23 protein-coding genes and 3 tRNA genes are annotated in these 18,486 nt (G+C 65.9%); 15 read left to right on the top strand and 11 right to left on the bottom strand.

What is annotated here, in order from left to right:
• Window positions 1-7 precede the first annotated feature (7 nt).
• Window positions 8-874 carry a cyclopropane mycolic acid synthase family methyltransferase gene (locus tag A5758_RS10555; protein ID WP_067739694.1) on the bottom strand — a complete coding sequence of 289 codons (867 nt, stop codon included), beginning with the start codon at window positions 872-874 and terminating at the stop codon, window positions 8-10.
• Window positions 875-1,050: 176 nt separating this feature from the next.
• Here A5758_RS10555 and A5758_RS10560 point away from each other — a divergent pair, with 176 nt between their 5' ends.
• From A5758_RS10560 to A5758_RS10575, 4 genes are read left to right on the top strand one after another with little or no spacing between them, the layout of a single operon-like run.
• Complete coding sequence (locus A5758_RS10560) at window positions 1,051-1,566, top strand: nitroreductase family protein (protein WP_067739696.1); 516 nt, start codon at window positions 1,051-1,053, stop codon at window positions 1,564-1,566.
• Between the two features lie 24 nt (window positions 1,567-1,590).
• Window positions 1,591-2,340 (top strand): class I SAM-dependent methyltransferase, encoded by a 750-nt coding sequence (locus A5758_RS10565; RefSeq protein ID WP_067739698.1) that lies wholly within the window; start codon window positions 1,591-1,593, stop codon window positions 2,338-2,340.
• A 41-nt stretch (window positions 2,341-2,381) separates the two neighbouring features.
• Window positions 2,382-2,849, top strand: coding sequence for a cyanase (gene cynS, locus A5758_RS10570; protein WP_067739699.1), 468 nt, complete (start codon window positions 2,382-2,384; stop codon window positions 2,847-2,849).
• Between the two features lies 1 nt (window position 2,850).
• Complete coding sequence (locus A5758_RS10575) at window positions 2,851-3,858, top strand: patatin-like phospholipase family protein (RefSeq protein WP_067739701.1); 1,008 nt, start codon at window positions 2,851-2,853, stop codon at window positions 3,856-3,858.
• Between the two features lie 124 nt (window positions 3,859-3,982).
• On the opposite strand, the gene A5758_RS10580 is transcribed toward A5758_RS10575, so the two are convergent.
• The 3 genes from A5758_RS10580 to A5758_RS10590 all read right to left on the bottom strand — a co-directional run bounded on the left by A5758_RS10580 (window position 3,983) and on the right by A5758_RS10590 (window position 6,315).
• Window positions 3,983-4,678, bottom strand: a complete 696-nt coding sequence (locus A5758_RS10580) for a crotonase/enoyl-CoA hydratase family protein (RefSeq protein ID WP_067211692.1) — start codon at window positions 4,676-4,678, stop codon at window positions 3,983-3,985.
• Window positions 4,679-4,698: 20 nt separating this feature from the next.
• On the bottom strand, window positions 4,699-5,532 hold the full coding sequence (locus tag A5758_RS10585; RefSeq protein ID WP_067739703.1) for a hypothetical protein: 834 nt from the start codon (window positions 5,530-5,532) through the stop codon (window positions 4,699-4,701).
• A 69-nt stretch (window positions 5,533-5,601) separates the two neighbouring features.
• On the bottom strand, window positions 5,602-6,315 hold the full coding sequence (locus A5758_RS10590) for an MBL fold metallo-hydrolase (RefSeq protein ID WP_067211698.1): 714 nt from the start codon (window positions 6,313-6,315) through the stop codon (window positions 5,602-5,604).
• A gap of 137 nt (window positions 6,316-6,452) precedes the next feature.
• Here A5758_RS10590 and A5758_RS10595 point away from each other — a divergent pair.
• The 11 genes from A5758_RS10595 to rplA all read left to right on the top strand — a co-directional run bounded on the left by A5758_RS10595 (window position 6,453) and on the right by rplA (window position 11,219).
• Window positions 6,453-6,525, top strand: a tRNA-Thr gene (locus A5758_RS10595).
• 51 nt (window positions 6,526-6,576) lie between these two features.
• A tRNA-Met gene (locus tag A5758_RS10600) sits at window positions 6,577-6,650 on the top strand.
• A 43-nt stretch (window positions 6,651-6,693) separates the two neighbouring features.
• Window positions 6,694-6,861 carry a 50S ribosomal protein L33 gene (rpmG, locus tag A5758_RS10605; RefSeq protein ID WP_007167776.1) on the top strand — a complete coding sequence of 56 codons (168 nt, stop codon included), beginning with the start codon at window positions 6,694-6,696 and terminating at the stop codon, window positions 6,859-6,861.
• A 48-nt stretch (window positions 6,862-6,909) separates the two neighbouring features.
• Entirely contained in the window at window positions 6,910-7,389 is a 480-nt protein-coding gene (gene hadA / locus A5758_RS10610) for a (3R)-hydroxyacyl-ACP dehydratase subunit HadA (protein WP_067211701.1), read from the top strand.
• Window positions 7,376-7,804 carry a (3R)-hydroxyacyl-ACP dehydratase subunit HadB gene (gene hadB, locus A5758_RS10615; RefSeq protein WP_067211706.1) on the top strand — a complete coding sequence of 143 codons (429 nt, stop codon included), beginning with the start codon at window positions 7,376-7,378 and terminating at the stop codon, window positions 7,802-7,804. Before hadA ends, hadB begins: the two co-directional genes overlap by 14 nt.
• A 12-nt stretch (window positions 7,805-7,816) precedes the next feature.
• Window positions 7,817-8,317 (top strand): (3R)-hydroxyacyl-ACP dehydratase subunit HadC, encoded by a 501-nt coding sequence (gene hadC / locus A5758_RS10620; protein WP_067211708.1) that lies wholly within the window; start codon window positions 7,817-7,819, stop codon window positions 8,315-8,317.
• 145 nt (window positions 8,318-8,462) lie between these two features.
• Window positions 8,463-8,535: transfer RNA gene (locus A5758_RS10625), tRNA-Trp, on the top strand.
• 93 nt (window positions 8,536-8,628) lie between these two features.
• Window positions 8,629-9,084, top strand: coding sequence for a preprotein translocase subunit SecE (gene secE, locus A5758_RS10630; protein ID WP_066952009.1), 456 nt, complete (start codon window positions 8,629-8,631; stop codon window positions 9,082-9,084).
• A 27-nt stretch (window positions 9,085-9,111) separates the two neighbouring features.
• Window positions 9,112-9,906: a transcription termination/antitermination protein NusG gene (gene nusG, locus A5758_RS10635; protein ID WP_067739705.1), complete on the top strand. Its 795-nt coding sequence runs from the start codon at window positions 9,112-9,114 to the stop codon at window positions 9,904-9,906.
• Window positions 9,907-9,950: 44 nt separating this feature from the next.
• Window positions 9,951-10,379, top strand: coding sequence for a 50S ribosomal protein L11 (gene rplK / locus A5758_RS10640; RefSeq protein ID WP_067211717.1), 429 nt, complete (start codon window positions 9,951-9,953; stop codon window positions 10,377-10,379).
• Between the two features lie 132 nt (window positions 10,380-10,511).
• Complete coding sequence (gene rplA, locus A5758_RS10645; RefSeq protein WP_067739707.1) at window positions 10,512-11,219, top strand: 50S ribosomal protein L1; 708 nt, start codon at window positions 10,512-10,514, stop codon at window positions 11,217-11,219.
• A gap of 19 nt (window positions 11,220-11,238) precedes the next feature.
• Here the strand turns inward: rplA and A5758_RS10650 are convergent, their stop codons facing one another.
• The 7 genes from A5758_RS10650 to A5758_RS10680 all read right to left on the bottom strand — a co-directional run bounded on the left by A5758_RS10650 (window position 11,239) and on the right by A5758_RS10680 (window position 18,452).
• Window positions 11,239-12,456, bottom strand: coding sequence for an RNA polymerase sigma factor (locus A5758_RS10650; RefSeq protein ID WP_067739709.1), 1,218 nt, complete (start codon window positions 12,454-12,456; stop codon window positions 11,239-11,241).
• Window positions 12,457-12,465: 9 nt separating this feature from the next.
• Window positions 12,466-13,161, bottom strand: coding sequence for a YciI family protein (locus A5758_RS10655; protein WP_067739711.1), 696 nt, complete (start codon window positions 13,159-13,161; stop codon window positions 12,466-12,468).
• A 94-nt stretch (window positions 13,162-13,255) separates the two neighbouring features.
• Window positions 13,256-14,152 (bottom strand): hydroxymycolate synthase MmaA4, encoded by an 897-nt coding sequence (gene mmaA4, locus A5758_RS10660; protein ID WP_067739992.1) that lies wholly within the window; start codon window positions 14,150-14,152, stop codon window positions 13,256-13,258.
• 84 nt (window positions 14,153-14,236) lie between these two features.
• Entirely contained in the window at window positions 14,237-15,118 is an 882-nt protein-coding gene (locus A5758_RS10665) for a cyclopropane mycolic acid synthase family methyltransferase (RefSeq protein WP_067739714.1), read from the bottom strand.
• 136 nt (window positions 15,119-15,254) lie between these two features.
• Entirely contained in the window at window positions 15,255-16,115 is an 861-nt protein-coding gene (locus A5758_RS10670) for a cyclopropane mycolic acid synthase family methyltransferase (RefSeq protein ID WP_067739716.1), read from the bottom strand.
• Between the two features lie 88 nt (window positions 16,116-16,203).
• Window positions 16,204-17,109 carry an alpha/beta fold hydrolase gene (locus A5758_RS10675; RefSeq protein ID WP_067739718.1) on the bottom strand — a complete coding sequence of 302 codons (906 nt, stop codon included), beginning with the start codon at window positions 17,107-17,109 and terminating at the stop codon, window positions 16,204-16,206.
• Window positions 17,109-18,452: an AarF/ABC1/UbiB kinase family protein gene (locus A5758_RS10680; RefSeq protein ID WP_067739720.1), complete on the bottom strand. Its 1,344-nt coding sequence runs from the start codon at window positions 18,450-18,452 to the stop codon at window positions 17,109-17,111. Before A5758_RS10680 ends, A5758_RS10675 begins: the two co-directional genes overlap by 1 nt.
• Window positions 18,453-18,486 lie beyond the last annotated feature (34 nt).

Here is an 18,486-nt window from a genome sequence, read left to right on the forward strand (position 1 = left end):
CCTGCGCCTACTTGGCCAGTGTGAACTGGTTGATATCGATGTAGCCGTCCCGGAAAGCCTTGGCGCAACCGGTCAGATACCTCATGTATCGCTGGTACACCTCTTCGGACTGGATCGCGACCGCCTCGCTGTGGTGTGCCTCGAGCGCCGCGGCCCACAGGTCGAGCGTCCGGGCGTAGTGCAGCTGCAGCGACTGCCTGCGCAGGAGGTTGAAGCCCATCTTCGAGGCGTGGAACTCCACCATCTCGATCGGCGGCAACTGGCCGCCCGGGAAGATCTCAGTGGCGATGAAGCTGTTGAAGCTGGTCTGCTCCTCGGTCATTGGCAGGCCGCGTTCGAGGATCTGCTCCGGGATGAACATGGTGATCGTGTGCAGCAGCATCACCCCGTCGTCGGGCAGCACCCGGAAGGCCGTCTGGAAGAAATCGTCGTAGCGGTCGTACCCGAAGTGCTCGAAAGCGCCGATGGAGACGATCCGGTCGACGGGCTCGTCGAACTGTTCCCAGCCCTGCAGCAGCACCCGCCTGCTGTGGGTGGTGTTCATGGCGTCGAACATCTTCTGCACATGGGCGGCCTGGTGCTCGGACAGCGTCAAGCCGATGACGTCGACGTCGTATTTCTCGATCGCGCGGCGCATGGTGCCGCCCCAGCCGCAGCCCACGTCCAGCAGCGTCATCCCGGGCCGCAGGCCTAGCTTGCCGAGTGCCAGGTCCATCTTGCGGAACTGCGCCTCTTCCAGCGGGATGTCTCGCATGCGATCGAAGTAGGCGCAGCTGTAGGTCATGGTGGGGTCGAGGAACAGCCGGAAGAAGTCGTCGGACAGGTCGTAGTGCGCCTGGACGTCCTCGAAGTGCGGCGTCAGGTTCTCCGTCATACCAGCTACGCGCCTTTCTGAAACCGGGCCATTCAGCTGTACACGAGCGGGCGGCTCAGCTGGTTCACCCTGACTTCCCGTAACTGCCGGAATCAAACTTCGGCGCGCGTATGCGGGGAATTCGGATGAGGCTACCCCCGTTTACCCGGAGTCGGCTGGAGAATGAGGAGGAACAAATGGAGGCTTGGGACGCGATCCGCGCCCGGCGCAACGTCCGGCAGTACAAACCGGACTTGATTTCCGAAGACGACCTCAACCGCATCGCCGAGGCCGGGTGGCGCGCGCCGTCGGCGAAGAACCGCCAGCCGTGGGACTTCGTGATCGTCACGGACCGGGCGCAACTGCTGGACCTGTCGACCGTCTGGCAGGGCGCGGGGCACATCGCCGCCGCGGCGGCGGCGATTGCCATCGTGGTGCCCGTGCCGCCCGACGAGCGCCGGGTGGTGACCGACAATTACGACGTCGGGCAGGCCACGATGGCGATGATGATCGCGGCCACGGACCTGGGCATCGGGACCGGGCATTCGTCGGTGGGGGACCAGGAGAAGGCGCGGGCCATCCTCGGTGTCCCCGAGGACCGGCTGGTGGCCTTCCTGCTCGGCGTCGGCTATCCCGCCGACCGCCCGCTCGCCCCGATCCGCACACCGAACCGGCGGCCGTTCGACGAGGTCGTCCACCACGGTCGTTGGTGAGGAAGCGGTCTTAAGCTCTTCACCGTGCACGACCACCGGGGCGACTACGGAATCGACGGCTCGTTTCACACCGTCTCGGCGCGCTGGCAGGTGATAGGCATCGCCGCGCAGGCCGCCGGCCTGGCCGGGTGGGGCGCTATCAGCTGGGTGCGCGGCAAGCGGGTGCCGGCTGCGCTGGCAGCGACGTCGGCCATTGGGATCGCTTCTAGCGCAGCCCTTTACGCGTACGCGACGCGGGTCGGCAAGTTCGTCGTGTGGGACCGGGTGCTGGGCGACCTCGAGCTGCGGGGCGACGAAACGGTGCTCGACCTCGGCTGTGGGCGCGGTGCGGTGCTGCTCGCCGCGGCCAAGCGGTTGCCGAGGGGCCGGGCGATCGGCGTCGATCTGTGGCACGCCGACCAGACTGACAACTCCCCGGCCGCCACCCTGGCGAACGCGGCGCTGGAGCACGTCGCCGATCGCGTCGAGGTGCACACCGCCGACATGGCCGCCCTGCCCTTGGCCGACGACAGCGTTGACGTGATCGTCAGCAACCTGGCCATCCACAACATCGCGACGCGCGCCGGCCGGCGCAAGGCTCTCGACGAAGCGGTCCGGGTGCTGCGCCCGGGTGGGCGGCTGGCCATCGCGGACCTATGGGAGACGCGCCAGCATGCCGCGCACCTACGGGAACTGGGTTGGCGAAACGTGCGGCGCCGCAACCTCGGCTGGCGCATGTACTACGGCGGTCCGTGGTTTTCCACGCGCCTGGTCACCGCGACGAAGCCGGGGTGAGGACCGCCCGATCCTCACGGCACGCGTCGCCGCCGGCGTGCATGCTTGGGGCCATGAACAGACACGAGATCACCGAGCAGATCGTCCTGGCCCGCCTGAGGCTCGGCCTGACGTGGCAGCAGCTGGCCGAGGCCATCGATCGGCCGGTGGTATGGACCACCTCGGCGCTGCTGGGCCAACACCCCATTCCCGCTGAGCTGGCAAGGATTCTCGCCGAGAAGCTGGACCTGGAGGAGTCGGTGGTGCCCGTGCTGGCGGCACCGCCCATGCGTGGGGGGCTGCCGACCGCCGTGCCGACCGACCCAACGATCTACCGCTTCTACGAGGCCCTGCAGGTTTACGGCGGCGCCATCAAGGAGCTGATCCACGAACAGTTCGGCGATGGCATCATGAGCGCGATCAACTTCAGCGTCGACCTGCAGAAGAAATCGCACCCGTCCGGCGACCGCGTCGTGGTGACCCTGGACGGCAAATTCCTTCCATATCAATGGGTTTCGGCGGGTACCTGAAATGGCCGCCGAGGCGAAGCCGGTAGACCTCGTTCTCTCCGGCGGCGGCGTGAAGTTCATCGGCCTGGTCGGCGCGGTCGCCGCGCTCATGGATGCCGGCTACTCGGCCTATCGGGTGTCGGGTGTTTCGGCCGGATCGGTGGTCGCGGTGATCTCGGCGGCCGCGTCCAACGGGGATCAACTGACCAGTGGTCAGGTCAGGGAACTCGCGCTGTCGGTGCCGTTGCGCAGTTGGCGGGACGCGGGCCCGGTGCCCTTCGTCGGGTCTGCCTGGGGGCTGGTGCGAGACACGGCCATGTACCGCGGCGATTTCGCCCACGAGTGGATCCGAAGCGAGCTGAAGAACCTGGGGGTTGTCACGTTCGGTGATCTCGCGCTCGACGACGCCGACCTTCCTCCCGAACGGCGGTACAAGGTGGCGGTCACGGTCGCCGATGTCACCGCGGCGCAGCTGGTGCGACTGCCCTGGGACTATCAGCGGCTTTACGGGCTCGATCCCGACGAGCAACCCGTCGCGGACGCGGTCCGCGCCTCGATGGCGATCCCGTTCTTCTACCCCCCGGTCAGGCTGACCGACACCATGGGGCTCACGTCGAACCTGGTCGACGGCGGGGTGCTGTCGAATTTCCCGGTCGACTCGCTGGACCGCACCGACGGTAAACCGCCGCGCTGGCCGACGTTCGGGATCACGGTGATGCCCAAGCTCGCCGAGGGCGTGGAACAGGTGTTCCCGGCGTTGCGCCCGCTGGGTTTCCTCAAGCAGTCCGCCCTGCTGCAAAGCCTCTTCACCACCATGCTGGTCGGCCATGACCAGGCACAGCTGAGCCTGCCGTGGGTCAAATGCCGCACCATCGGAGTCGCGTCCACCGACGTGAGCGTTCTCGACTTCGGTATTTCCAGGGGGCGCCTGGAAGAGCTCTGCGACAGGGGCTACGCGGCCGCGCAGGATTTCTTGTCGACCTGGGACTGGCCGGCGTATCTGGACCGCTTCCGATCGTCGCGGAAGTGAAGTGACGGCACGTCGCGCACATGTCAGACTGGCGGCGAGGAGGCGAAGGAACGCGGTGGCGGCTAGCAGCGGCCACCGCGTTCGCCATTCAGTTAACGTCGTGGCCAGGGGGTCAGCGGCCGCTTTACAGCCCGAACTCGGCCTCGATGCCGTCGATCCCGGCCCGAATGGCCTTCAGCGCGTCGGCGCGGGCGCGCAACTTCGTTGCGGCGTGGGCGTGTTGGTGCAGACCGGCGAATTCACGCGCGGCCTCCTCGGCCCGACTCACCACCATCTCCGGCAGCACGATCTCGTCGACGAAGCCGGCGGCCAGCGCGGTCTCACCGAAGAACGTCTTGGCGAGCCCGGCGGCTTGCTGGTAAGCCGACTGCGTCAGCCGCAGCTTCATGATCTCCAGCGCTGCGTACGGGATGACCATGCCGATCGCCACCTCGTTGGCCTGAATGTTGTAGGCGTGCGCGGCCACTCGATGATCGCCGGACGACAGCAGGAACGCCCCCATCGCGATGGCGTGGCCGGTGCAGGCCATCACGACCGGCTTGGGATGGGACAGCAGCCGATAGGACAGCTCGAAGCCGCCCCGCAGCATGTCGATCGCCGGCTGCGCCTCGCCCGAGGTCAGGATCTTCAGGTCGAATCCGCCACTGAACACCCGGTCGTTGCCGGTGATCACCAGCGCCCCGGCGTTGTCCGCCTCGGCCCGGTCGATCGCCTCGCCCAGCGCCTGCTGCATCGTCGGACCCAAGGCGTTGACCTTGCCGTCGTCCATCTTGATGACCGCGATGGAATCCTTGAGGCTGTAGTGGACGGGGCCGCTCATCGGTTGCTGGCTCCTTGCCGTCACGCGGGCTGACTGTGGTGTTTGCCCAGGTCGTCCTCGGCATCGCCCCAGCGCAGGCTGACATCGGTGGGCTCATCGACCTGGCGGGTGCGCCATCTGTCCTGCGTTTCCCGCACCGCGCCGTTGATCCGCTCAATCTCGCTGCGGAACACCTCGGGACGGGTTTCCTTGCTCGCGTAGTGGAAGTAGGTCAGCAGCCCGCGCAGCAGCTCCAGCTTCTGCTTCTCCCGCTTCGCCAGGTCGTGGGTCGTCATCAGCTCGATGCGCTGGACGGGCGGCAGGGAGTCCCAGTCCAGCACCACCTGGGTCTCCAGCGGAACGCGCTCGCGCTCCCAGAACCGCCGCCCGTGCCGGCGCTCCGGCCGGTCGAAGTAGCTGATGGTGCCGGTGAAGCGAGACTCGATGCCACTGCCGATCTCGGCGCGGTCGAGCGCCGAATCCCACACCATGCGGCATTCCTGGCCGGGGGCCAGCACCGGCAACTCGCGGGGGAGTCGCAGTTCGGCGACGTCGGCGTAGCCATCGGTGGCGTTCTCGTATTCGGCCACCGTCGGCGGATTCATGAACGAGAACGTGATGTCGTACGCCGCGGTCTGACCGAAGTTCCTGACCACCAGTTCGATGACGTGCCAGTCGGCGGGATGCGGTTCCATGAACATCGCGACTTGCGGCCGGGTCTGCTCCGCGACCAGTCGGCGATTGCGGGTGATCTGCCGGTTGGTGAAGATCAGCGTGACGACGGCGAGCGCAATCGCCGCCCACGCCGCCCACGCGATCCAGGTGCTGGACCCAACGTGCGTGATTCCGTGCCAGCCGTCCTGGATCCACCCCATGGAAGCCACCCTCCGCTTATATCACAGGCCGATTGCCGGCTCGTCCCGATCGAGCGATCGCCGCCCGCCTCAGCCGCCCATCAGCATTCGCCACTGCGCCAGGTCTGCGGCGCGATAGACGTAGTTGGAACGCTTGACTTCCGACAACGATGCGCTCGGTTCCGCCGAATACCAGTGCCCGGGAAAAACCGTCGGGTCACCGGGCAGGGTCGCGAGTTGCTGCAGGCTGCGGTACATCTCGTCGGAGTCGCCGCCGGGAAAGTCGGTCCGGCCGCAGCCCTCCAGGAACAACGTGTCACCGGCCACGAGGCGACCATCGAGCAGGAAGCACTGGCTGCCGGGCGTGTGGCCCGGCGTGTGCAGCAACTCGATCTCGATGTCGCCGATGCTGACCTTGTCGTGATTCTCGTGGGCGGTGAGGTCACCCATACCGATCCCGGTGACTCGCGAAACCCATTGTGCCTCATGGGTATTGACATGCACCGGCACGGCTTTCCGTTCCAGCAGCTCGGCCAGGCCCTGCAGGGTGAAGCCCATCATCGATCCGCCCACGTGGTCGGGATGATGATGGGTCACCAGCACCCCCGACAGGTGCATGCCGTCGGCCTCGAGCGTGTCGAGCAGTTCGCCGGCGGCGTAGGCGGGGTCGACCACCACGCAATCGCCCGTTTCACGGTCGCCGATCAGGTAGGCGAAGTTGCGCATTTGGGTCGCAAACATGTCGCCGGCGGCGAAATCGCGCCCCGAGAGCAGTTGACGAAAGTACAGCCGGTCCGTTGACACGTGACCAGACTAGGACGTGCCGGCGAAGGGTCCGCAGCGCGCAGGCGACTGAGGGGTCCAAAGCCCGTGGTTTGGTCCGGTTGCGCGCCAGGTTGTACCCTCTTTTAGGCCCGCGGCACTGTCGATTCGGGTGAACGGCCCCCTTAGCTCAGTCGGTAGAGCGTTTCCATGGTAAGGAAAAGGTCAACGGTTCGATTCCGTTAGGGGGCTCGGCGGACGCCGAGCAGGCGCGGCGGCTCAACCCCGAATGGGGTGGCCAGAGGCGATGTAGCTCAGTCGGTTAGAGCGAACGACTCATAATCGTTAGGTCGCCGGTTCGAGTCCGGCCATCGCTACAACACAACAATGCACTTTTGAGAGATTTGAGAGAGAACCGTCATGGCTTCCAGTACCGACGTACGGCCGAAGATCACCTTGGCATGCGAGGTGTGCAAGCACCGCAACTACATCACCAAGAAGAATCGGCGGAACGACCCCGACCGCATGGAGCTGAAGAAGTTCTGCCCGAACTGCGGCAAGCACCAGGCGCACCGAGAGACGCGCTAGCCGCGCCCGCGAGTGATTATTCAGACTGACTAGGTAGATTCTAGAGCCGTGCCGTTAACCGAAGACATCATCGGTATGCACTACCGCTATCCCGACTATTACGTCGTGGAGCGGGAGAAGATCCGCGAGCACGCCGTCGCCGTGCAAAACGACGACGCTGCATTCCTCGAGGAGAAGGCGGCGGCAGAACTCGGGTATGACGGGCTGTTGGCCCCGTTGACGTTCATCTGCGTGTTCGGCTACCAGGCGCAGACGGCGTTTTTCAAGTACGCGAACATCGCCGTCCAAGACGCGCAGATCGTTCAGGTCGACCAGGTGCTGAGGTTCAAGGCGCCGATCGTGGCGGGCGACAAGCTGTACTGCGACGTCTATGTGGATTCAATGCGGGTGTCGCACGGCACCCAGATCATCGTGACCAAGAACATCATCACCAACGAAGCCGGTGACGTTGTGCAGGAGACCTTCACGACCCTGGCGGGTCGTGCGGGTGAGGATGGAGAAGAGGGATTTTCTGATGCCACTGCGTGAGTTCAGCTCGGTGAAGGTGGGTGACCAGCTCCCCGAGCGGACCTACCCGCTGACCCGTCAGGATCTGGTGAACTACGCGGGCGTCTCGGGCGACCTGAACCCGATCCACTGGGACGACGAGATGGCCAAGGTCGTCGGGCTGGACACCGCGATCGCGCACGGCATGCTGACCATGGGCATCGGTGGCGGCTACGTCACCGCGTGGATCGGTGACCCCGGTGCGGTCACCGAGTACAACGTGCGGTTCACCGCGGTGGTGCCGGTGCCCAACGACGGCAAGGGCGCCGAGCTGGTCTTCAACGGCCGGGTGAAGTCGGTCGACCCGGAGACCAAGTCCGTGACCATCGCGCTGACGGCCACCACCGGCGGCAAGAAGATCTTCGGTAGGGCCATCGCGTCCGCGACTCTCGCGTAGCGGGGCCTGTTAATGGCGCTAAAAACCGATATCCGCGGAATGATCTGGCGGTACCCGGACTACTTCGTCGTGGGCCGTGAACAGCTCCGCCAGTTCGCCTTGGCCGTCAAGGACCGCCACCCGGCCCACTACAGGGAGGACGCGGCCGCCGCGCTCGGCCACGAAGCGATCCTCGCGCCGCTGACCTTCGCGACCATCTTCGCCAAGCTGGTCCAGCTGGATTTCTTCCGGCACGTCGACATCGGCATGGAAACTCTGGTGATCGTGCAGGTCGATCAGCGGTTCGTGTTTACCAAGCCGATCAAGGCCGGCGACAAGCTGTGGGCCCGGATGGACGTAATGTCGGTGGACGAGCGGTTCGGCGCCGACATCGTGGTCACCAAGAACATGTGCACGAACGAACAGGGTGAGCTGGTCATGGAGGCCTACACCACGCTGATGGGCCAGCACGCCGACCAGGCGGAGAACCTGCGTTGGGACCCGGAGTCCGGGCAGGTCGTCAGAACGGCGTAATTAGTATCTGACTCGCGCGTCGATGTACACTCGGACCTCGGGGTTTTCCCAGCATCAGCGCGCTTTCCGTGAAGTCGAGCAATCGGAAGGCGCGCGTGTCATGTAAGCCCCGGCAGGTAAGCGCAGGTTGGCCTGCCAACCGCGAAGGGGCGTAGCTCAACTGGCAGAGCAGCGGTCTCCAAAACCGCAGGTTGCAGGTTCAAGTCCTGTCGCCCCTGCTGAACACGAAGGCGTGCCATGGTGGACACTGGAATAGTGGGCGTCCACCACGGGACGGCCCGCGGGACATTAGCAAACTTAAGGAGCATGCGGTGAGCGACGAAGGCGACGCTGCCAACGACGCCACAAGCGACGGCGCTGACAGGGAGGACGACCGCGCGAACGGCGGTCGGACCGCTGTGGTGACGCGGCCGCAGCGCCCCACCGGCAAACGATCCCGGCAGCGGGCGGCCGACGCCGGCGAGGACGTCGACGTAGAGTCGGCGGACGAGGCCGAGGTTGCCAAAGAGGACAAGGCCACCAAGGGCGCCAAAGCCAAGAAGGCCAAGAAACCGAAGAAGCCAGGGGACCGTTCGGCCAACCCGTTCGTGTTCGTCTTCAACTACCTCAAGCAGGTGGTTGCCGAGATGCGGAAGGTTATTTGGCCCAACCGCAAGCAGATGCTCACCTACACATCGGTGGTGCTGGCTTTCCTGGCTTTCATGGTGGCGCTGGTCGGCCTCGCGGACTTCGGCCTCACCAAGCTTGTGCTGCTGGTGTTCGGCTGAGCGAGAAGACAGAGAGGACTGAAAACCGTGACTACCTTCGACGGTGACACGTCCGCGGGTGAAGCGGTCGACGTAGAAGAGCGCGCCGAGGGCGCTGCGGAGGCCCCGGAAACAGCCCCGGAAACGGTCGCAGAAGCGGCCCCGGAAACGGACGCCGAAACCTCAGCGGCCGAGGCTTCCGAGGAGTCGGCCGAAGAGGTCGACCCGGCGGCCGCGCTCAAGGCGGAACTGCGCCGCAAGCCCGGCGACTGGTACGTCATCCACTCCTACGCGGGATACGAGAACAAGGTCAAAGCCAATCTCGAGACCCGTGTGCAGAACCTGGACGTCGGCGACTACATCTTCCAGGTCGAGGTGCCCACCGAAGAGGTCACCGAGATCAAGAACGGTCAGCGCAAGCAGGTCAATCGCAAGGTGCTGCCCGGCTACATCCTGGTGCGCATGGATCTGACCGACGACTCGTGGGCCGCGGTGCGCAACACGCCGGGCGTCACCGGTTTCGTCGGGGCGACGTCGCGCCCATCGGCCCTGACGCTCGACGACGTGGTCAAGTTCCTGCTACCGCGGGGCGCGGCCAAGAAGGCCGCCAAGGGCGCGGCCACCACCGCCGCGGCCGCCGAGGCGGGCGGCCTGGAGCGTCCGGCCATCGAGGTCGACTACGAGGTCGGCGAATCGGTGACGGTCATGGACGGGCCATTCGCCACGCTGCCGGCGACCATCAGCGAGGTCAACGGCGAACAGCAGAAGCTCAAGGTGCTGGTGTCGATCTTCGGCCGCGAAACGCCGGTCGAATTGACGTTCAGCCAGGTCTCCAAGATTTAGCTCGGGCCCTTACGCCCACCCCCAGGAAGGAACACCAACATCTCATGGCCCCGAAGAAGAAAGTCGCTGGGCTGATCAAGCTGCAGATCGTGGCGGGGCAGGCCAACCCTGCGCCGCCGGTCGGACCCGCGCTCGGCCAGCATGGCGTCAACATCATGGAGTTCTGCAAGGCCTACAACGCGGCCACGGAGAGCCAGCGCGGCCAGGTCATCCCGGTGGAGATCACGGTCTACGAGGACCGCAGCTTCACCTTCGCACTCAAGACGCCGCCCGCCGCCAAGCTGCTGCTCAAGGCCGCCGGCGTGGGCAAGGGCTCGGCCGAGCCGCACAAGACCAAGGTCGCCAAGGTCACCTGGGACCAGGTTCGTGAGATCGCCGAGACCAAGAAGACCGATCTCAACGCCAACGACATCGACGCCGCCGCCAAGATCATCGCCGGCACCGCCCGGTCGATGGGGATCACCGTCGAATAGTTCGAACACCAACACCGTGGGACGACAATGCGGGCCGCTGGCGGCCCGAGGAGAAGTCCGACAAAATCAAACACCGTGGGAGGGCCAGCTTCGGCCCGCTAACCACGACCCAACACCGGATTGGATGAATCAATGAGCAAGAACAGCAAGGCATACCGCGCCGCCGCCGAGAAGGTGGACCGCAACAACCTGTACAGCCCGCTCGAGGCGGCCAAGCTCGCCAAGGAGACCGCGTCGGCCAAGCAGGACGCGACGGTCGAGGTGGCGATCCGGCTCGGCGTCGACCCCCGTAAGGCGGACCAGATGGTCCGCGGCACGGTCAACCTGCCGCACGGCACCGGTAAGACCGCCCGCGTCGCGGTGTTCGCGGTCGGCGACAAGGCCGAGCAGGCACAGGCCGCCGGCGCCGACATCGTCGGGAGCGACGACCTGATCGAGAAGATTCAGGGCGGCTTCCTGGACTTCGACGCCGCGATCGCGACCCCCGACCAGATGGCCAAGGTCGGCCGCATCGCTCGCGTGCTGGGCCCGCGCGGCCTGATGCCGAACCCCAAGACGGGCACCGTCACGCCCGACGTCGCCAAGGCCGTCGCCGACATCAAGGGCGGCAAGATCAACTTCCGCATCGACAAGCAGGCCAACCTGCACTTTGTCATCGGCAAGGCGTCCTTCGACGAGAAGGCCCTCGCCGAGAACTACGGCGCCGCGCTCGACGAGGTGTTGCGGCTCAAGCCGTCCGCCTCGAAGGGCCGCTACCTGAAGAAGATCACCGTGTCGACGACCACGGGCCCGGGCATCCCGGTCGACCCGGCCGTCACCCGCAACTTCGCGGACGCCTGAGTTTCTTCGCCGACGCGAATCACCCGCCACACTCCGCGATGCGGCGGCGCAGGAACTCGCGGCCCGGCTCGGAACCGTTGACTCGCAACGCTTCTCGGTACCAGATGACGGCATCGGCCGGCCTGCCCGCACGCCTGAGCAGGTCGGCGCGCACCGTCGCGACCAGATTGGAGCGGGCGAGCCGGAGGTCGTGGGCCACCTCGTCCAGGGCCGCGAGGCCGGCGTCGGGTCCGTCGCGGAAGCCGATCGCCAGGGCGCGGTTGGCGCGCACGACGGGCGAGTCGGTCAGCCCCAGCAGCCGGTCGTAGGCCGCGCAGATGGTGGCCCAGTCGGTCTGGTCCCAGGACGGCGCCGTCGCGTGCAGCGCGGCGATCACCGCCTGTGGCAGATAGGGGCCCGTCGAGCCCTCGGCCCGGCGTAATCGGTCCAGCCCCCGGGCGATTCGGCCGCGGTCCCACCGGCGACGGTCCTGCTCCTCGAGCGGCACCAGCATTCCGGCGTCGTCGACCCGGGTGGCTCGTCGCGAATCGTGCAGCAGCACCAGGGCCGCCAGCGCGTGGGCCTCGGGCTCGTGCGGCATCAGCGCGCACAGCTCGCCGGCCAGCCTGATCCCCTCTTCGCACAGCTCGTCGCGGATCGCCGACGGGCCCGCCGTGGACCAATAGCCTTCGGTGAACACCGAGTAGACGCAACCGAGCACGTGCGGAGTGCGTTCGGGCAGCAACTCGGCGGGCGGCACCCGCAACGGGATGTTGGCGTGCCGAATCTTGTTCTTGGCGCGCGTGATTCGCTGCCCGATCGCCGCATCGGTCTGCAGCAGCGCGCGGGCGATCTCGGGGACGGTCAGCCCGGATACCAGCCGCAGGGTGAGCGCCAGTTGGGATTGGCGGTCCAGGGCGGGGTGCGCGCAGGTGAACATCATCCGCAGCTCGTCATCACGAACGGGGGACGGGTCGGTGTGATCGGTGCGTGCCCGGATTTCGTCTATCACGGCCGCCAATTCCTTTCCGGGACGGACGGATTCGCGGCGCAGGCGGTCGCGCGCCCGGTTGCGGGCGACGGTCACCAGCCAACCGCCGGGATTGTCCGGCAGGCCGTCACAGCCCCAGCTGCGAAGCGCCTCGGCGCAGGCTTCCTGGACGGCGTCCTCCGCGATGGTGAGGTCGCCGGACCACCGCGCGAGCGCGGCGACGGCGGCCCCCCATTCCCGACGAAAGACGCCGTCCAGGTCGGACACCGGCGACGCTCAGAGCCCCGAGAGCCCAGCCAGCTGCCGCACCTGCACCGTCGAGGCGGGGATCATCGAGGCCAGCTTGATGGCCTCTTCGCGGTCCGCGGCACTCAACAGATAGATCCCGGTGGCGATTTCGGCGCCTTCCACATAGGGCCCGTCGGTGATCAGGACCTCGCCATCGCGCACCCGCACGGTCGTTGCCGTGGACCGATCGTGCAACGCGGCGCCGCCGATGATGTGATCGCCTGCGGCCGCATGGAGATCGGCGTGCTTTGCCGCCACCGCTTCCCACTCGGGTGTGCCCGGCGTGTGCGCGGATTCGGCCGGCTCCAGCAGCAGCGCGAGCCAGTCGTTGCCGGTGAGCCCGCGGGACAGCTCGACCGAGTGCACCGTGGGCCAGACCTCCACCGCGCCGAACGTGGCGAGCGGGACGTCACGCGCCAACGCCAGCGCCTCGTCGAGGTTTTCGGCTTCGAACAGGTAGAAGCCGCAGGCCACTTCGGCGGATTCGGCGAAGGGGCCGTCGGTGACCACCGGTGCATCCGGGCCGCCGGTGATGACCGCCGCGGCGGCGGCGGGCGCCAGGGCGTCCCCGGATTTGATCGCCACGCCGGCGTTGGCGTGAAACTTTCCCCAGGCGGCCATCGCGTCCGGGCCTTCGGGCGCGCGGTCCTGTTCCCTGCTGATCAATAAGGCGAAGTACTGCATCTCTCGTCACCTCCAGATAGCGAGCGAAGCCCCGTGCTCCACTCTCTACCTATCCGACGAACGACGCAGCCCTAATCCGACAGCGGCGGAGAAATCAGCTGACGGCTCCCGGCTTCAGGTACGTCACCAGGCTGACGTCGAGCGCCTCGTCGGTGAAGTAGTACTCGCAGCCGCGCAGGTACTTGATGTAGCGGTTGTAGACCTCTTCGGACGTGACCTCGATGGCCTTCTGCTTGTTGGACTCCAGTGTGTCGCCCCAGATGTGCAGCGTTTTGATGTAGTGCGGTCGCAGTGAAAGCGGTGCGGGTACAACGAATCCCGCCTTCTCGCCATGGTCGACCATCATCTGGGTGGACGGCAGCCGGCCACCCGGGAAGATCTCGGTGAGGATGAACTTGATGAACCGGGCCGTCTCGAACGTCAGCTTCTTGCCGCGGGCGGCCAGGTCGTACGGGTGGTAGCTGACACTGCTCTGAACGGTCATCCGGCCGTCGTCGGGCATGATGTCGAAAGTCCGCTTGAAGAAGTCGTCGTAGTTCTCGTGCCCGAAGTGCTCGAAGGCCTCGATCGACACGATGCGGTCGACGGGCTCGTTGAAGTCCTCCCAGTTCTGCAACCGCACCTCACGCGACCGGTTGGTGTCGATGGAGGCCAGCACCTGCTCACAGCGGGCGTGCTGGTTCTTGGACAGGGTCAGGCCGATGACGTTGACGTCGAACCGCTCGACCGCGCGCTTCATGGTGGTGCCCCAGCCGCAGCCGATGTCCAGCAGGGTCATCCCCGGCTTGAGGTCCAGCTGGTCCAGGTTCAGGTCGATCTTGGCGTACTGGGCCTCTTCCAGCGTCATGTCGTCACGCTCGAAGTAGGCGCAGCTGTAGGTCCGGGTGGGGTCTTGGAACAGGGCGAAGAAGTCGTCGGAGACGTCGTAGTGCGCCTGAATGTCCTCGGGGGCCGTGCGTATCTTCGTCGGGCTAGCCGGTTGATCAGCCATTTTCGTCTGGTTCTCCTGGATGAAGTTCACTGCGTATTTCCCACGGCTTTGCCTCGGGGGTGTGACGTGCAACGATACCCAACTCTACTTTTCCAGCGTGAATTGGTTGCAGTCGATGTACCCGGTGCGGAAAGCCCCGGCGCAGCCGGTCAGGTATTTCATGTAGCGCTCGTAGACCTCTTCGGACTGGATCCTGATGGCTTCGTCCCTGTGCGCCTGCAGGGTGCCGGCCCACAGATCGAGGGTCCTGGCGAAGTCGCTCCGCAGAGACTGGACGCCAGTCACCCGGAAGCCGATCTTCGCCGAGTGCTCCTCGATGGTCTCGATCATCGGCAGCCGTCCGCCCGGGAAGATGTCGGTCAGGATGAACTTGATGAACCTCGCCCAATTCATCGTCAGGGGCAGGCCACGCTCGATGGCCTGCTTTCCGTGCAATGCCGTGATCGAGTGGAGCAGCATCACGCCGTCGTCGGGCAGGGCGGCGTAGGCGAATTTGAAGAAGTCGTCGTAGCGGTGAAAGCCGAAGTGCTCCAACGCCTCGATGGTGACGATGCGGTCCACCGGTTCGCTGAAGTCGGCCCAGTCGCACAGCAGCGCCCGCCGCGACCGGCCGGTGTCGATGCCGTCGAGCACCTGCTGGCAATAGGCATGCTGATTTTTGGACAGGGTCAGCCCGACGACGTTGACGTCGTATTTCTCGGCGGCGCGTTTCAACACCGAACCCCAACCGCAGCCGACGTCGAGCAAGGTCATCCCCGGCTCGAGCCCCAGCTTGTCGAGCGTCAGGTCGAGCTTGGCGAGCTGCGCCTCCTGCAAGGTCATGTTCTCGCGGGGGAAATACGCGCAGCTGTAGGTGCGGGTCGGATCCTGGAAGAGCGCGAAGAATTCGTTCGACAGGTCGTAATGCGCCCGTACGTCGTCGAGATTGGACCGCGTACGAATAGCACCGGCCGGGTTGTCGGACATATCCCTCCCGAGCGGACGGGCACCAGAGAGGCGACCATCCTCGGGCGAGGCTACTCGCCGGGGATCGAAAACACCGCATTTGCGCGCGCGTGCGCCGGAGTTTTCGCGGGTCTGCCTCTCGGCCCCCGCGCATGCGCTACTTGGTCAGCGTGTACTGGGCAACGTTGGAGATGCCCTTGCGGAACAGGTTCGCGCAGCCGGTGAGATAGCGCATGAAGCGGTCGTAGACCTCTTCGGATTGGATGGCGATGGCGCGTTCGCGGTTGGCCTCCAGATTGGCCGCCCACATGTCCAGTGTCCGCGCGTAATGCGGTTGCAGGTATTGGGTCTGCTCGAGCGAGAAACCGCTGTCGCGTGAGAGGTCGACGATATCGGGTTCACCGCACATCTGCCCGCCGGGGAAGATCTCCTTGCCGAGAAAGTGCAGGAAACGCAGGTCTGACATCGTGATTTTCATGCCGACTTCGCGCCAGTGCGACTGCGGATGCGTGAAGATGCTGTGCATCAGCATCCGGCTGTCATCGGGGAGGGTCTTGTAGGCCCAATCCCAGAACGCGGGCCAACGTTCCTTCTTGAACGCGTCGAAGGCCTCGAAGCTGATGATCCGATCGACCTGCTCGTCGAACTCTTCCCAACCCTGCAGCCGGGCCTCGGCCCGCCGCGTCGTGGGAATGGCGGCCAGCCGTTCTTTGGTGCGCGCGTAGTGGTTGCGGCTCAGCGTGATGCCGATGACGTTCACGTCGTATTTCTCAACCGCGCGAACCACGGCCCCACCCCAGCCACACCCGACGTCGAGCAGCGTCATGCCCGGCTCGAGGTTCAGCTTGTCCAGCCCCAGATCGAGCTTGGCGAGCTGCGCCTCTTCGAGCGTCATGTCGTCGTTCTTGAAGTAGGCGCAGGTGTACACCATGTTGGGGTCGAGGAACAGCGCGAAGAAGTCGTCTGAGATGTCGTAGGTTGCCTGCGACTCTTCGTAATACGGCTTCAGTTTGGCCATTGGTGGACCCACCTCCTTGGACAACCGTACAACTCCGCGATACGGACTGGGCTCGCGGGGGAAGCGTTTCTTGCGAGTTGTTTTTGGCTCAGTTCGCCTTGGCGAAGTTGCCCGCCAGCACGCCGATCACCTGGTCCCACAACTGCTGTGGCAGATCATGGCCCATCCCGTCGAATAACACCAATCGGGCACCGTCGATGGTTCTGGCCACCGCGCGGCCGCCGAACGGCCGCATCAGCTTGTCCGCCCGGCCGTGAATCACCACGGTCGGGGCGGCGGTCCGCCGGTTGTAGTGCCTCAGGCTGCCGCTGCCCAGCACGGCGTCGAAATGCCGGGCGACACCCCAGGGGTAGTAACTGCGCTCGTAGCTTTCGATGGCCTCGGCCCGAAGTTGCTCCTCGGAGGCCAAAAAGCGCCGGCTGCCGATGATCTTGCTGACCCGGATGGAGTTGTCGACGATCACGTCGCGCGGCGAGCTCGGCGGCGGCCCCTTGATGAGGGCCAGCAGCTGGCGCGGACCGGGCGGCGGCAGGAAAGCCGAATTGTTGCTGGAGAAGATGACTCCGAGGGTTCTCGTCCGCTCGTGGAATCGCGCCGCGAAAATCTGGGCGATCATGCCGCCCATCGACGCGCCCACGATGTGTGCGTGCTCGATGCCCAGATGATCCAGCACGGCCGCGGCGTCGTCGGCCATGTCCTCGAGCTTGTATGCCGCTTCGCTCGGCAGGCCCAGCCAGGAGCGCGCGAGCCGCGTCACCAGCGGCTGCGCCGAGCTGCGGTGCTGGGTTTTGCTCGACAGCCCGACGTCGCGGTTGTCGTACCGGATGACGCGCAGCCCGTGGCGGACCAGCCGCTCGCAGAAGGCGGTTCGCCACAGCAGCAGCTGGGCGCCCAGCCCCATGATCAGCAGCACGGGTGGGTCGTCGATGTCGCCCATGTCCTCGTAGTAGAGCTTCAGGTCTCCGGAGGTGGCGTGCCCCGTGCGGATCTGCATCAGACTTCTTCGGACTGGTGCTCGCGGCTTACCTCGACCATGAAGTTCGCGAAGTAGCCGGTCAGCTGCGGATCGGACATCATCTGCCACTTGGGCGCGAGCAATTTCATGTACCGCTCCACGTAGAGGAACTGCTTGCCGATCAGCACCAGCTCGCGGGGCAGCTTGACGTCGTAGGCGTCGGCCAGGGCCGACAGCTGCCGCCCGATGTCGGCGTAGGACAGGTCGCCCAGCGTCTGCATGGTCAGCGGGGTGGCGAAGCGCTCCAGGTCCTTGGCGGCCTGGGCCTCGGGCTTCATGGTCCCGACGGCGCCCATCAGCACGACGATCTTGCCCGCCGCGGCGTGGTCCTTCTTGACCAGCAGCGCGTACACCAGCTCGCGCAGCAGCCAGCGGGTGCGCGGGTCGATGCGGCCCATGATCCCGAAGTCGAAGAACACGATGCGGCCCTGGTCGTCGACGTAGAGGTTGCCGGCGTGCAGGTCGCCGTGGAACAGCCCGTGCCGCAGGCCGCCCTCGAAAAGCGAGAACAGCAGCGCCTTCACCAGTTCGACCCCGTCGAACCCGGCCTTGCGGATGGCGGCGACGTCGTCGATGCGGATGCCCTGCACGCGCTCCATCGTCAGCACCCGCTCGGAGGTGAAGTCCCAATGCACCTGCGGCACCCGGATGTTCTTACCCAACGGCGACGCGTGCAGGTGCGAGACCCACGCGTCCATCGACTGCGCCTCGAGCCGGAAGTTCAGCTCCTCGGCCAGGTTGTCGGAGAAGTCGGCGACCACGTCCTGCGCCGAGAGCCGGCGGCCCAGCTTGGCCAGTTCGACGGCCTGGGCGAAGCGTTTGAGGATCTGCAGGTCGGCGGCCACCCGGCGCCGGATGCCCGGGCGCTGGATCTTGACGACCACCTCCTCGCCGGTGTGCAGTGTCGCGTAGTGCACCTGGGCGATCGACGCCGACGCGAACGGCGTCTCCTCCCACTTGGCGAACAGGTCGGCGGGATCGCTCCCGAGCTCCTCGACGAAGAGTTTGTGGACCTCTTCGGTGTCGGCGGGCGGCACCCGGTCGAGCAGGCCGCGGAATTCGCGGGACAGCGATTCGCCGAACGCCCCGGGGCTGGACGCGATGATCTGACCGAATTTCACGTACGTCGGGCCGAGGTCGGCGAAGGTCTGCGGGAGCTGCTTGAGCACCTTCTGCTGCCACGGGCCCTTGCCCGGCAGCTTCGTGACGACGCGCGCGGCGGTGCGGGTGACCTGCCAACCGGTGACGGCCACCCGGGCCGCTTCCACCGGCAGCGGCACCCGGTCAAGCCTGGCCACGTCTCGATGTTTGGTAGAGCTCATCCCAGCAGTCTGCCAAATCGGCGGAGTCAGTCCC

Origin of the sequence: Mycobacterium sp. 852014-50255_SCH5639931, assembly GCF_001665605.1 — a bacterium.
GTDB lineage: Bacteria > Actinomycetota > Actinomycetes > Mycobacteriales > Mycobacteriaceae > Mycobacterium > Mycobacterium paraffinicum.

What these genes read in the sequence shown, in the direction of transcription:
- A5758_RS10670 (WP_067739716.1), bottom strand. Translation starts at nt 16,115, where the DNA reads ATGGCCAAACTGAAGCCGTATTACGAAGAGTCGCAGGCAACCTACGAC.
- rpmG (WP_007167776.1), top strand. Translation starts at nt 6,694, where the DNA reads ATGGCTTCCAGTACCGACGTACGGCCGAAGATCACCTTGGCATGCGAG.
- rplK (WP_067211717.1), top strand. Translation starts at nt 9,951, where the DNA reads ATGGCCCCGAAGAAGAAAGTCGCTGGGCTGATCAAGCTGCAGATCGTG.
- hadC (WP_067211708.1), top strand. Translation starts at nt 7,817, where the DNA reads ATGGCGCTAAAAACCGATATCCGCGGAATGATCTGGCGGTACCCGGAC.
- A5758_RS10580 (WP_067211692.1), bottom strand. Translation starts at nt 4,678, where the DNA reads ATGAGCGGCCCCGTCCACTACAGCCTCAAGGATTCCATCGCGGTCATC.
- A5758_RS10675 (WP_067739718.1), bottom strand. Translation starts at nt 17,109, where the DNA reads ATGCAGATCCGCACGGGGCACGCCACCTCCGGAGACCTGAAGCTCTAC.
- A5758_RS10560 (WP_067739696.1), top strand. Translation starts at nt 1,051, where the DNA reads ATGGAGGCTTGGGACGCGATCCGCGCCCGGCGCAACGTCCGGCAGTAC.
- A5758_RS10585 (WP_067739703.1), bottom strand. Translation starts at nt 5,532, where the DNA reads ATGGGGTGGATCCAGGACGGCTGGCACGGAATCACGCACGTTGGGTCC.
- cynS (WP_067739699.1), top strand. Translation starts at nt 2,382, where the DNA reads ATGCTTGGGGCCATGAACAGACACGAGATCACCGAGCAGATCGTCCTG.
- rplA (WP_067739707.1), top strand. Translation starts at nt 10,512, where the DNA reads ATGAGCAAGAACAGCAAGGCATACCGCGCCGCCGCCGAGAAGGTGGAC.
- mmaA4 (WP_067739992.1), bottom strand. Translation starts at nt 14,152, where the DNA reads ATGGCTGATCAACCGGCTAGCCCGACGAAGATACGCACGGCCCCCGAG.
- A5758_RS10575 (WP_067739701.1), top strand. Translation starts at nt 2,851, where the DNA reads ATGGCCGCCGAGGCGAAGCCGGTAGACCTCGTTCTCTCCGGCGGCGGC.
- A5758_RS10665 (WP_067739714.1), bottom strand. Translation starts at nt 15,118, where the DNA reads ATGTCCGACAACCCGGCCGGTGCTATTCGTACGCGGTCCAATCTCGAC.
- A5758_RS10655 (WP_067739711.1), bottom strand. Translation starts at nt 13,161, where the DNA reads ATGCAGTACTTCGCCTTATTGATCAGCAGGGAACAGGACCGCGCGCCC.
- hadB (WP_067211706.1), top strand. Translation starts at nt 7,376, where the DNA reads ATGCCACTGCGTGAGTTCAGCTCGGTGAAGGTGGGTGACCAGCTCCCC.
- A5758_RS10680 (WP_067739720.1), bottom strand. Translation starts at nt 18,452, where the DNA reads ATGAGCTCTACCAAACATCGAGACGTGGCCAGGCTTGACCGGGTGCCG.
- A5758_RS10555 (WP_067739694.1), bottom strand. Translation starts at nt 874, where the DNA reads ATGACGGAGAACCTGACGCCGCACTTCGAGGACGTCCAGGCGCACTAC.